Source organism: Novipirellula artificiosorum (assembly GCF_007860135.1).
Classification (GTDB): Bacteria; Planctomycetota; Planctomycetia; order Pirellulales; family Pirellulaceae; genus Novipirellula_A; species Novipirellula_A artificiosorum.
Window position 1 is genome coordinate 441,596 of record NZ_SJPV01000006.1, and the last position, 13,156, is coordinate 454,751.

The window sequence follows — 13,156 nt, forward strand, 5'->3', positions numbered from 1 at the left end:
ATGCGAAAACCACAAGGGTTTGATGAGGAGCGTCCGTCCCGGCTTGCGGCTGCGCCTCGTCGGACCGACACCGTGGATCTGGCTGCATCGATGGATGCAAAGCTGCGCGTGCTTTCGATCGTGATCGAGCTTCAATCGCATCTCGACGGCGCGTCGACGCTCGCCGACGCAGGACAACAGACCGCATTGGCCATCCGCGAGGCGGTCTCGGCATCCAACGTTTTGATTGCTTGGCGCCGCTTCGATGCCGTGGGCGTTCCCGCTCCGCTGCAATTGATCGGCCAATCCTCACCGCCTGGGGATCAAGATGCTGCGTTGGGTTTGCAAACTGTCTTGTCGGCGCTCGAGGAGGTTGCCTTGCGCGGCGACCCGCTTTGTTGGCCCTCGACCGATCCGGCGGCAAGGCATTGCTTGTTGGCCGTCAACCAATACGCCAAATCCATTGGGCTTTCGCAACTGGTCGGCGTTTGCTTGCGCCAGGGCGACAACCAAGTCCGCGGCGTCGTGTTGGTCGTCGATCCCAATGCTACCGAGTTAGCGTTCGCACAGACGTTGTTGCAAATCGTGCAAATTCCGCTCGCAAGTAAATTGGTTGCGATCCAACGCTCGACGCCGAAACCGTGGGAACGCTGGTTCCGCGGCTTGATGCGCTGGACGGAATCGTCGCGACGCAACGTGATCGCGGTGGTGGTCGTCGCCGTCGCCTTCTTGATGTGTGTTCCCGTTTCCTATCATGTGCGTTGTGATTGCGAGCTGCAGCCGACGCACCGCCGATACATCGCCTCTCCGTTCGATGCGCCTTTGGAAAAAGCACATGTCCGCCCCGGTGACCTCGTTGACCAGGGACAGTTGTTGGCGTCCATCGATTCACGCGAACTTGACCTTCAAATCGCGAGTGTCGAGGCGAAATGGAACCAATCCGAGCAGTTACGACACCAGAAGGTTGTGGCTCACGATTTTGCAGAGAGTCGAATCGCTGAACTGGAATCCAAACGGTTGAAGTTGGAAGCGGAACTGCTGCAATATCACCACGACCATTTGCGAGTGGTCAGCCCGATTGCAGGGGTGGTCGTGAGCGGCGACCATCAGCGATCCGAAGGCGTACCCTTGAAAAAGGGCGATGTGCTTTTTGAGATTGCACCACTCGGCGAAATGATTGCCGAGGTTTCGGTGGACGAGCAGGAGTTCAAAAATGTCACGGAATCGATGAGCGTCCGTATCGTCTTGTTTGCGATGCCCAATCGAACCCTCCAAGGCGACGTGGATCGAGTCCATCCGCAAGCGGAATTGAAAGGGCACCAAAATGTTTTCGTCGCCGAAACCGAGCTGATGGATCCTGATAATCTGCTTCGTCCAGGAATGCGTGGCTACGCCTGGGTCGATAGTGGTCGTCGCGCGTTGGGATGGATTTTGTTTCATCGCGCTTATGCTTCGGCTCGTGCGGCATTGGGGTGGTAACCGTGATCGACCGCGACCCCAGCACCCTTGATTTTTCGAACGCTACCCTACGGCTGGCGGATGACATCCGCGTCTGGCCCGTCCATGAACGCGGCAACCTCGTCTACCGAATCGAGATTCCCTCGCTTCATCGCTTCTTTCGAGTGGGATACAGCGAGTACGTCTTGATCTCGCTGCTTGACGGCAATACCACACTGCCTCAAGCATTGGGGCTGACGGCAGCGAAGCTTGGCCGTCAGACGCCGACCACCGCACAGTCGCAAGCAATTGTGCAATGGTTATTGCAGAATGAGCTTGCGGTGCTGGCGGATCAACCGAATCCATCTCGTCATGCAGCAAAAGCAAGCCCCAATGCGACCGCCTCCCGCTTTGGGTTCGGATCGCTGAACCCGTTTTGGATGAAGGTTCCCCTCTGTCGATCCGATCGATGGGTTCGAATCCTCGCTCCGTGGACGCAAGGCCTGTTTTCATTCCCATCGGTCATCCTATGGTTGTGCTTGGTGGTGGCGGGGTCATTCACGCTGCTTGTGAATTGGGATCGATTCACGCAGGATGCGGTGGAGATCTTCTCGCCGCTCAACGGATTGGCGTTGTTGCTGATAGGGATTGGGTTGAAGCTGATCCATGAATTGGCCCATGCACTGGCTTGCCATCGACAAGGTGCGGCGACGAGCGAATTTGGCGTTGTGTTCGTCCTATTTGCGCCACTCGCCTATGTCGATGTCACGACGTGCTGGCGAATCAATTCACGAGGTTCACGAATCATCGTGGCGTCGGCTGGCATGTATGTCGAGATTGCGATCGGGGCGCTCGCTGCCGTTATGTGGGGCCTTACCCACTCGGACCTGGCGGCATTCTTGCTGCATCGGTTGGTGCTCGCGGCAACAGTGTCGACGGTGTTGTTCAATGCAAACCCATTGATGCGTTTCGATGGCTACTACATTCTTTGCGATCTTGTCGATATCCCCAATCTTTATGCGGAATCGTCGTTGGCCGTCCGCCGCTTGCTCAGCCGACTTGCCTATGGCCACGCGTCGGATGGGTCCGGATTGACGGGATGGCGACGTCCGCTGGTTCTGCTTTACGGTTTAGCTGCTTTGGGGTGGCGGCTGCTGATCTGCGTTTCGCTGATGATTGCTGCTTCGGCGATGTTTGCAGGGGCGGGGGTCGCCCTGGCGGCGGTGGGCGTCTATCTCTGGTTTGCACAACCTGCCAAGCGTTTTCTAACCGCTGCGATTACGTTGCATCAAACGGACAAACCCATGTTTTGGCGAGCCAGCATCGTCGGGTCAACACTGCTCGCCATTGGTATTGCGACCGTCGGTTTCGTTCCCATTCCCACTGCGACCCGCGCACACGCGGTGGCCCAATACTTGCCCGAAACGGTCGTGCGAAGTCGAGCGGATGGTTTCATTGCAAACGTTCATGTTTCCAACCTCCAATCGGTCCGAGCCGGAGATCTGATGCTTGAACTGGTCAACCCAGAGATTCGGACTGAGCTTCTGCAATTGGAGCTTGAACGACAGCAGGTCGAGATCCGGTTGTCTCAAGCGACGGACCGGAAAGAGGAGAACACGAGAAGAGCCTTGCTTGAAGATCGTCGCGTGATTTCGCAACGGTTGGAGCAGATGCAAGAAAAATACGATGGCCTGCGTCTCGTCGCGGCGCGAAGTGGCAGGATCCTTTCGCGAGATTTGCGAGAAAGCGTGGGGACCTATGTTCGCGAAGGCGACGAATTGCTCGTCTTGGCTCGTGCCGACGAAAAGGAAGTGGTTGCGATGGTCGGACAAACGCAAATGGAACAGGCTCGGCCGACGATCGGCAGCACCTTAAGTGTTCATCTGGCCGACCGCAGCAAGCAGCCCGGGTTCCTGGACCAAGTCGATCCACGAGCGACGGACCGATTGATCTATCCATCGCTATCCGCTACCGAATCAGGCCCCTTGGCGGTCCGCGGGCAATCCGAAGATGCATCCGAAAACGATCTGCCCGTTCGGCTGTTGGAACCGCACTTCACCGCCAGAGTCACGCTACCGAAACGTTCCGCAGAGAGCATCCCGGCGGGAATGCGAGTTCAAGTCGACTTAGAGTATTGTACCGATACCCTCGCCATGCGACTCGCCAACCAAGTGCGTCGTCTGTGGTATCGCGTCCACGAAACACGCTAAAGCATTTTGCTTTTTGATGTGGCTGGGGCTTCCAGCCCCAGTAGGGATCTCACTGCGGCTGGAAGCCGCAGCCACGAAACGTACCGTCCACGGCATTCGGCAAAAAGGCTCTAGCTGAAACGATACTTACCAGGCATTGCGACCGGAGGAATTTGTAACTTGCCGAGGGTGTATTGCACTGGCCCTAAGTGCGTTTCCGATTTCATTGCCGTGTCCCAGTCAACAGCTTGACCGCTATAGCACGCTTCGCGACCGATGATGCCGGTCATCGTCGACTCGGCGACCGCTTGTGCTTCGTTGATGGGATTGCCTTCGCGGATGCTTTGGATCAGGTCCGCATGTTCCAACTGATAGGCATTCGGGCTTCGCTCGCTGCGGTTCCAATCGTCGCCGGTGTTTGGACCAATCCAATTCTTGCAATTGCTTTTTCCCTTGCTGCCAACGACCTGTTCTTCAACCATGTTCTTGCAGCCATTGATTTGTCGGCTTTGGCTGAACATCGAGACGCCATTGGGATACTCAAACTCGACCGCAAAGTGATCAAAAATGTGCCCATGCTCGTCTCCGGTTCGAACCTGCCGTCCCCCCAACCCCGACACCGCTCGGATCGGATGCGAACCAAGGACCCAGTTCATGATATCCAGATTGTGAACGTGTTGTTCGACAATGTGGTCACCCGACAGCCATGTGAAATAGTTCCAGTTACGAAGCTGCCATTCCATGTCGCTCCAACCCTGCTGGCGATTGATGACCCAGATTTGGCCACCGTTCCAATAGCACTTCCCGTAAACGATGTCGCCGATCGCACCTTCGTGAATCCTGGCGATCGTGTCACGGTAACTGCGGTCATGCCGACGCTGCGTTCCCGCGGCGATACCGAGTCCCTTTTCCTTTGCCAATTCGCCGGCTGCCATCACCATGCGGACACCGGGGGCATCGACTGCCGCTGGCTTTTCCATAAACACATGCTTGCCCGCTTCGATTGCTGCTTGCAAATGGAGGGGACGGAAATGGGGGGGCGTTGCCAGAATGACGTAATTGACATCTGCAACGGCAAGAAGTTGCTTGTACGCATCGAAGCCCGTGAAGCAGTGATCGGGTGCGATCTCAAAGCCAAGCTTGCCCATTTGAGTTTGGCATCGCTCGAGCCGGTCGCCAAACATATCTGCCAGGGCAACCACACGGATTCGTTTGTTCGCGGCTTTCGCGCCGTCGGCGACGTCTTCGGTGTGATACCCCTTATCGGGATAGATCACCTTCGCAGCGGCACCCACCGCGTCAATCACCGCACCGGTGCCGCGGCCACCGCAACCGATCAACCCAATCTTGATTTCGTCGTCGCCACCTGCGGCATGGACCTGTGGCACATCCGACAGCGCTGCGGCTGTCGCGAGACCCAGCGACGTGTTTCGAATAAAGGTTCGGCGGGAGGATGCCGATGGCATGCGATTGGGGTCGTTCATCGTTCGACGTGCTCTGGGGATGGAGGCGAGGGGCAGGATTTCCGGGTGAGATCGTAGCAGAGGGGCCAGAACTCACCCGCAACAACCCTCCGATCATAGTGCCTTTGTGCCGCATGTCTATCCGGGAATCCCCCGCCTCGTTCGGAATGCGACATTCGCAACCGTCTGCTAGATTGATGCGTTCTCAAGCTGCCGTTCGTAGCGTTCAAACCCAAAAGCGGGGTTGCAGCTAGGAGTTGGCTTGACTTCGAGAAGAAGATCCTCAAGCTCGTCGATCGATTTGGGTTTGCTATACAGATACCCCTGACCACAATCGCAATCTAACTCGCGAAGTTGTTGCAGTTGACGCGGGGTTTCGATGCCCTCGGCAATCACTTTGGTGTCCAGGTTATGGGCCAGCGTGATGATGGCATGAACGATCGATTCGTAGTCATCACCGGGTTGCATCGTCGCGACAAAGGATCGATCAATCTTGAGAACATCGATAGGAAAGCGGTGCAGACAACTGAGCGACGAGTGCCCGGTACCAAAATCGTCCATATGGATTTGGACACCAAGATTACTGATCCGGGTCAATCGCTCGGTAATGTCCTCGGGTGTCTCCATGATAAGCGATTCCGTGATCTCGAGGTTCAGCAGTTCGGCGGGAACCTCGTAGGTCTGAAGCACGTCGCCAAGCAGTTCGACAAAATCGTGATCTGCAATTTGGCGTTTGGAAACATTCACGCTCACCGAGATGGGCTTGACGCCTCGTCGCATCCCGCTGATTCGATGAATGGTTCGACAGGCTTCTTCAAGGATCCAACGTCCGATGGGAACGATCAGCCCCGTTTCTTCGGCGACCGGAATGAAATCGGCCGGACTGATCAATCCTTGGGTCGCATGGTCCCATCGCACCAACGACTCCAAGCCCACGATGTCACCGGTCACCATGTCGAAGATCGGTTGAAAATCAAGTCTCAAGCCGCCGTCTTTCAATACGGTACGCAAGGACTCTTCAAGGGCTAAGCGACGCGACATCGATTCATGCATAGCGTGGTCAAAAACGGCCAAGCAGTGCTTACCACTGAACTTGGCTCGATACATCGCCAAGTCGGCATTCCGCATCAGCTCTTCCGGAGTCGGTGCGGCTTCGCCGCAAAACGCAATGCCCAAGCTGGTTCCCAGCGTCAACTCATGTTCGCTGACGGTATAGGGTAAACACAATTTGTAGCGGATCTGTTCGGCAAATTCGATTGCAGCGTCTTGGTCTTTGTTGCCCACTAGAAAGATGACAAACTCGTCGCCACCGAGCCGAGCGACAAGGTTACTTGGTGAGTTAGGCGGCCGAGGGGAGGCTCCACGATGAACCGGGACGCGATCAAGTTCCGCAACGCAGTTTTGAAGTCGCTCAGCGACCTGAATCAACAGCTGATCGCCAACCGCATGCCCGAGGCTGTCATTGATGACTTTGAAGTTATCGAGATCCAAGAAGATCAACGCATCAGAAGCATTTGCCGATACCTGTGGGTTCTCAAAACGGTGCGACAGTACCCGCTTGAGGCAGGTCCGATTGGGCAGCTTTGTTAACGAGTCGTGGCTAGCAGCATGTTGCAGTTCGGTCTCGGCGGTCATGCGGTGTCGAACTTCGGTCTGCAATTGCTCATTTGCTTGGCGAAGGCGTTCCAATTGCAGCTCGCTCTGGGAAATGGCCCGCCGCTTATGCGTCATCGCCATCGCCAATTGGAAGACTTCTTCGTTGGAGAAGGGCTTCTTTAGCAGGAGAAGGTTGTCAACGAATCCGAGCCGTTTGAGCACGGTGGACCAGGAGTAGTCGGAAAAGGCTGGGCACAGAACGACTTGCAACAGCGGATCGATCTCCCACAGCCGTTGAATGGTTTCAAGGCCGTCCATTCCAGGTGGCATCCTCATGTCCACGAATGCCATTTCAAACGGGTCCTTGGCGGCCACGGCAGCGCTCGCCATGCCGATCGCCTGATCACCTTGCAAGGCGTGGCTCAGTTCGAATTGTCCATCGATCGTTGAGACGATGTTGGTGCGGCGTTGAACCAAGTCGTCGCCAAACCCAGGATTGAATTCGGCATTGGATTGGCCACCGATATCGCCAAACAACGCATCTTCGATCTCTTCAAGATCGGTTTTGGGCGGAGCGGAAGTTAAGATGGTTCGATAGGCATCGTGTACCGATTGTTGATCGTCAACGAGCAAGACCTTGCAGGCGGCGGCGGAATCGAGTGTTCTCATGAGGGTACCCATTCCTCCTTGACCACTCGCGGAAGCGATAGAGTAAATCGGGCGCCCTCGCCAACGCCTCCGCTGCTGACTCGAAGCGAACCGTTCATTTCCTCAGCGGCAATCGCGCAGAAATGCAGTCCTTGTCCGTGGCCGTCCGGCTTCGTTGTAAACCCACTTGAAAAGACTCGAGAGAGATCTTCACTTGCAATGCCGCAACCTTGATCAATCACGTCAATCGAAAGGTAGGATTCCACCGGCGTCGAGACCTCGATGCGGATTTGACGGCGTGAGGGATCCAAATCCTTGACCGCGTCTCGAGCGTTCGCGATCAGGTTTACAAGCACTTGCATGACCTTGCTTTGGTCGAGGACGATTGCGGGTGCCTGCTCGCAAACCGTCAGCGCCATCACACTCTCGCGATCGAGCGACGCGCGCAGCATTTCAACGGCGTCTTTGACCAATCGGGATACCGATACCGGTTCCGGTGTCACGACGTGCTGCCCGATCCGCTGCTGAGACTCCAAAAGCTCGTTAATATGCTGAAGACCACTTGTCATGGATTGAAGATGAGTCAGCCGTTCGCCGTGCTCTTGTTCGAGCGTATCCGACAGGGTGGTGAGGAAGCGCGGTAGCTGTTTTCCACGAGCATCGTGCAGCAGGAAGGTGTCGATATCGGATGCGTGGTGATCAAGAAGTTCGGCTGCCCGACGCAGCGACGTCACCTTCGAGGTTTCGACACGTTGTCTCATCGTCGCGTGTAAGACATTGACGTTGGTAATGACGTTGCCGATGTTGTGAATCACACTGGTCGCCGCATCGGCCATGCCAGCTTCTCGTGACATGACCGCCAAACGGTGCTGCGTCGAGTGCAGCTTTGACGCCATCTTGACCAGCTGATTGTCGAGCCGCTCGAAGTCATTCGCGCAGGGGGCTTGGGGACGATTTTCCGTTTCCTCCTCCCCGTTGCACAGCCGATCCATGTTTTCTCGTAGCTGCGACAGCGGGCGCAGCAGCCATCGGGTAAGAATCGAGTACAACGAAACAACCCCAACGATCGCCATCAGGGCATTCCACGCAATCGTAACAACCGAGAGCTGGCTCCTTAGAGCTTGAAACCCAAGCGCAGCGGCAACCATGCCGGTAAAGACTGCGATCAGTGCGAATAAGATCTTTCGATGAAGATTCATGACTAGTTGCCCCGCAATCCAGACGCTTCCCGCTTGGTGTGTTGGATGCGATTCTTCCTTTCGTTCGTCGGTGTCCCAAGAAACACTACGCCCAAAAATTGCGAGCACGTTATTGAATGTGTAGTTCGTGATGCTTGACCATGCTTAGGCGTGGTCGGTTTCCCTACAACCGTCAAAACCGTACCACCCAGCCAGACAGAATCCCGGTTAGGTACCCCAGATGGAACGAAACTCCCACAAGACGGCGAACTCGTAGGAATTCCCGGGCGACTCGCGTGGGGTCTGGTTTTTCATGTTGTGCGTTCTGTACCTCGTTCACCGCTGGGGTTGTTCTGCGTTTGCCAAGTCTGCCGATGGACAGGGATAAGCGGCTTGGAACGTATGTGAACGGCGTAGCACGCTCGTTTCGCGGCGTTCCTTGATCAAAACCAAGGTACCGATTTTTCCAACGGCAAACTCCTATGAACGCAAACCATCGCTTGAGCCACCGACGGTGTCACTCGTGGGTGATGAAGCTGCGAGGGATCATGCGGCCACTTCCTAGTGCCCTTCCCATCGCAAAAGCATGCAAAAGCGCACCGATCGCGGCGCGAAGGGCGACCCGTGTTGGCCGCTCGATCCTTGGCGTCGGCTTTGCACTCGGTATGGTGAACGCAGTGCCCGCCCAAATACCGTCTCCGGTCATCGTGGACCAACCTGCGATGGTGGAATCCGACTCTGCCTACTACTTGCCGCCACACGACCAGACGTTCGTGCAATCGTATGGGCCCGTGTTTCAGCAAGATAGCCAAGATGAGTCCGGGCTCAATTCGGCAGTCAGCAACGGTGGACTCACACTGCAGATGCTTCAGGCTCAAGCGGTTGTCGGCAACCCGTCGATTCAACGTGTCGAGGCTTTGGTGCAAGCGGCGCGGGGCCGCGCACTGCAGGTTGGCTTGAAAGCGAACCCGAATGTCGGTATCGATTTTCAGCAGCTTGGCAGTGATGGCCAGGCGGAACAATACGGCGTCTTTGTGGAGCAGGAGTTCATTCGACGCGAAAAACGCAGTCTAAGCCGGTCGGTCGTTCTGCAAGAAGTACGGCGATTGCAGCAGCAGTGGATGACGCAGCGGCAGCGCGTCATGACCGATGTGGAAATCGCGTTCATGCGCGTGCTTCGAGCCCAGCGGCAAATCGATGTGACGACCGATCTCGTGGAATTGAGCGAGAAGGCACTGAATGTTGCAAAACAACTGTTCGAAGCTAAGGAAGTCAGCCGTAGCGACGTGTTACAAGCTGAATTAGAAGTGCAGGCAGCGAACATTTTGCTGGTCAATGCAAAGAACCGGCACACGGCGGCATGGCGAACGCTTTCTGCGGTGGCGAACCAACCGTTGATGGTTGCGCAACCGATTGCTGGGGACTTGATGGCGGAAACCGAGGAGTTGGACTTTGATGCTTCGCTTGCGAGGCTGTATTCCAGCAGTCCAGAAATTCGATCGGCCCAGACAGAAATTGAACGCGCCCGCACGAACGTTTGCCGGCAAAAGGTTGAACCGCTTCCGAACCTCACCGTAGCGGGGTTGATCAACTGGCGGGACAACGGCGCCAGTGGCGATCCCGATGGCGGTTTGGTTGTGTCCATTCCCTTGCCGGTTCACGATCGCAATCAGGGCGCGATCTGTGAAGCGCAGCAGCAATGGATTGCCGCCCAGCGTGCCTTGGAACAACTCCGTTGGCAACTGCAACAGCGGTTGGTTCCCGTTTTCGAACGCTACCGAAATGCAAAAGAGCAGTCGGAACGCTACAAGAACCAAATCTTGCCGAAAGCGGCCGAAACACTGACGCTGACTCGCGAAACCTATGAGTTGGGCGAGGTTAACTTTATCAACCTGTTGACCGCCCAGCGGACCTACGCCCAAACGCAACTGGCCTACATCGAATCGCTCGAATCGCTGCGAATTGCCGAAGCGGAGATCAACGGGATGTTGTTGCTGGGCAGTCTCGAAGCCAACCCCGGATCCTGACACCTCGCAATCACGCGGAGGTGATGCGAGGTGGTGGGGGCTGCGATGGATCGATCCTTACTTCATTGGGCTCGGCAGTTGCTTGATCGAAACCTTCCGAAACTCGACAGGATCATTGTGTCCGGCGAATCCAAAGTAACCGCTCGCGCGGTCTTTTCCAGGGTGAGCTCGATCGGCCATGAAGTCCGTGACCTCCGAGAGATCGGTGTCCAAAATCACGTTCCCATTCAATTCCACCTTGATTCGACTTCCATCCACCGTGACTTCTTGGAAATTCCACTCTCCGGTTTCTCGCAAGTAGCCTCGATGAGCTGCTGCCATTCCGTAAGCCGAACCGTGATACTGTCGCGCGTCGAGCTTGGCAAACTTGGGGTGCTCCGAATCGAGCACTTGCAACTCGCACATGCCGTTGTAGGCTGTGTCACCTACGCCAGGCGATCGCAGTGCCAAACCGTTGTTGCCACCGGGAGGCAAGCGAAACTCAACTCTGGCGACAAAGTTGCTATACTCTTTGTCGAACAGCAGTAGGCCGCCGCGGCCGGGTTTGCAGCGGATCGCCCCCTCGACGACCTCATAATCATCCAGTGGACCTTTCCATCCGCTTAAATCGCTGCCATTGAAAATCGATTCGAATCCCTCGCTGCGATGCTGGCTCAAGTAGTCGTTCGCTTCTTCTGCCGAATACTCGCGAACGAATAGATTGCGCCAGCGAATCTCGCCCCCATGCGTTTGCAGTTCAATGGGGCCGGTCGCGAACAGAGGCGATTGGCGGTCCCAATAGTTCTCCATGATCGCGTGATCGACCACCATCTTGTCGTTCAACCAAACGCTTGTTCTGGCTCCCACCTGAATGATGCGGAACGAATTCCATTCTCCAAACGGCTTGTCCGCCAACACCGAGGGGTCTTTGCCGGGCGCCCCAGCGCTATTGTTCCAAAGCCCACCACTGCCTTTGTCTGCGCCGAGCTTTCGGGCGGACTCGTTCGTGGAATCCCAAATTTGGACTTGCGGGGTTCCCTTCAAGTAGATGCCGCTGTCGGCCAACTGAACGGTCTTGTATTCGATCAACAGTTCGTAGTCACCGAAGTCCTCGCTGGTGACGAGATAGGGCCCGGCGCCATCGTTGACCAATTCTCCGTTCTCCACGGTCCAATGGACCGTGGCCTGATCCGTCCAGTCGGTGATCTTGGACGTGGCATCCGACTCAGACATCTTCGCCAATTCGATCGGGCTAAAGTGCGGGCGTCCTTGCCAGCCGTCGAGCGTCTTCCCGTCGAAAAGGGGGCGAAACCCTTCGGGCGGGGCTTCGGCAGATGCGGGCATACAGGTCAGGCAAGCCATCAGACTTGTGAAGAGGATTGCATGGAAGTCGTGTTTCATCAGGTAGGCCTCAAAGGGGGGGGAAATCGCTCAGCTTTGGATGCCTATGTTAGCAGCAATCGGAGACGGAGGTTCAGGCCGTGGCGATCCGATTTGGAGAACCTACCCGAAAAGGGGGCTGACCCTCTGTTGGTCTGAGCGTATCGGTAGCGAATCCATTGGAAAACAACAAGTTTTTTAGCAATCGAAACGGCGGTCGACAAAGGGTCAGAGCCCTTTTCGGATAGGTCCTGAATCTTTTTAGCGTCTATTCTCTCAACGACGCCAATTTCTGATTGGCTGCACCTGAATCGATTGTGTGGGCTGCGATTTCGCATCCCGCTTTCAATTGGGTTGCCTTCCCCACCAAGACGAGGGCAGCGGCGGTTCCCGCGATCACCGTGTCTCGACAGGGCCCGGGTTCGCCTTCCAGGATGCGTCGGATGATTCCCGCACTCTCGGTCGGATCAGCGGCCGCCAAGGCATCACGCCCGGCAGGCAACAGCCCAAAATCCGCAGGAGTCCACTGATGTCGCTGCACTCCCAGCGGGCCCACATCGATCACGTTGGTTGGCCCTTGGAGTGAAACTTCGTCCTGGCCATCGAGAGCGTGAACGATAAACGAACGTGTCGTCCCAATTTGGCTGATCGCGTCGGCAACCATCGATTGGGTTTCGCTACTTGGGGTGCCCAATAATTGGTGAGTCGCGCCAGCGGGATTGCAGAGGGGACCGAGTAGGTTGAACAAAGTCTTCACACCGAGTCTTCGGCGGACGCCGACGACATGCTTCATCGCGGGATGCAGTTTCGCGGCGAAACAGAAACAAATGCCATTTTCTTCGAGCCGCTTGGCGACCGATGCTGCATCCGATTCGATCGGGACGCCGAGCACTTCAAGCACATCGGCTGAGCCGGTAAGGCTGGTCGCTTTCCGATTGCCATGTTTTGCGACCGCCACGCCCGCAGCAGCTGCCACAATGGCCACCGCCGTACTGATGTTGAATGTTCCGCTGCTGCTGCCACCGGTGCCACAGGTATCGAGCAGCACTTCATGAGAATGAGGGATTTGGGTCATATGACGGCGTAAGGCCCGAGCGGCCCCCACCAATTCGCTGACCGATTCGCCTTTCGCTTTCAATGCCAATAGCAACGCCGCAACCTCGTCCTCTTCCGCTTCCCCATCGAGCATCGAATCGATCAACTCGCTCGTTTGTTCTTCGGAAAGGTCTGTTCCCGAGGTGGCCTGGGCGATCGCAGTAACAAATCGTGATGACATGGGG

General features: G+C 56.3%; 8 protein-coding genes. 3 read left to right on the forward strand and 5 right to left on the reverse strand.

The window, feature by feature from the left end; genetic code table 11:
* Positions 1-1,458, forward strand: coding sequence for an efflux RND transporter periplasmic adaptor subunit (locus Poly41_RS18550; RefSeq protein ID WP_146528196.1), 1,458 nt, complete (start codon positions 1-3; stop codon positions 1,456-1,458).
* Positions 1,459-1,460: 2 nt separating this feature from the next.
* Positions 1,461-3,626 carry an efflux RND transporter periplasmic adaptor subunit gene (locus tag Poly41_RS18555; RefSeq protein ID WP_197231425.1) on the forward strand — a complete coding sequence of 722 codons (2,166 nt, stop codon included), beginning with the start codon at positions 1,461-1,463 and terminating at the stop codon, positions 3,624-3,626.
* 110 nt (positions 3,627-3,736) lie between these two features.
* Here Poly41_RS18555 and Poly41_RS18560 read toward each other — a convergent pair whose 3' ends face one another.
* The 3 genes from Poly41_RS18560 to Poly41_RS18570 form a co-directional block, all read right to left on the reverse strand.
* Complete coding sequence (locus Poly41_RS18560; protein WP_146528198.1) at positions 3,737-5,089, reverse strand: Gfo/Idh/MocA family protein; 1,353 nt, start codon at positions 5,087-5,089, stop codon at positions 3,737-3,739.
* Positions 5,090-5,257: 168 nt separating this feature from the next.
* Positions 5,258-7,333: a putative bifunctional diguanylate cyclase/phosphodiesterase gene (locus Poly41_RS18565; protein WP_197231426.1), complete on the reverse strand. Its 2,076-nt coding sequence runs from the start codon at positions 7,331-7,333 to the stop codon at positions 5,258-5,260.
* Positions 7,330-8,511 carry a sensor histidine kinase gene (locus Poly41_RS18570; protein ID WP_146528200.1) on the reverse strand — a complete coding sequence of 394 codons (1,182 nt, stop codon included), beginning with the start codon at positions 8,509-8,511 and terminating at the stop codon, positions 7,330-7,332. The genes Poly41_RS18565 and Poly41_RS18570 overlap by 4 nt, the downstream gene beginning before the upstream one ends.
* A gap of 656 nt (positions 8,512-9,167) precedes the next feature.
* Between Poly41_RS18570 and Poly41_RS18575 the strand changes: the two genes are divergently transcribed.
* On the forward strand, positions 9,168-10,517 hold the full coding sequence (locus Poly41_RS18575) for a TolC family protein (protein WP_197231427.1): 1,350 nt from the start codon (positions 9,168-9,170) through the stop codon (positions 10,515-10,517).
* Between the two features lie 57 nt (positions 10,518-10,574).
* Here Poly41_RS18575 and Poly41_RS18580 read toward each other — a convergent pair whose 3' ends face one another.
* Both Poly41_RS18580 and trpD read right to left on the reverse strand, forming a co-directional pair.
* Positions 10,575-11,897: a 3-keto-disaccharide hydrolase gene (locus Poly41_RS18580; RefSeq protein ID WP_146528202.1), complete on the reverse strand. Its 1,323-nt coding sequence runs from the start codon at positions 11,895-11,897 to the stop codon at positions 10,575-10,577.
* Positions 11,898-12,144: 247 nt separating this feature from the next.
* Positions 12,145-13,152: an anthranilate phosphoribosyltransferase gene (trpD, locus tag Poly41_RS18585; protein ID WP_146528203.1), complete on the reverse strand. Its 1,008-nt coding sequence runs from the start codon at positions 13,150-13,152 to the stop codon at positions 12,145-12,147.
* Between the last annotated feature and the right edge of the window lie 4 nt (positions 13,153-13,156).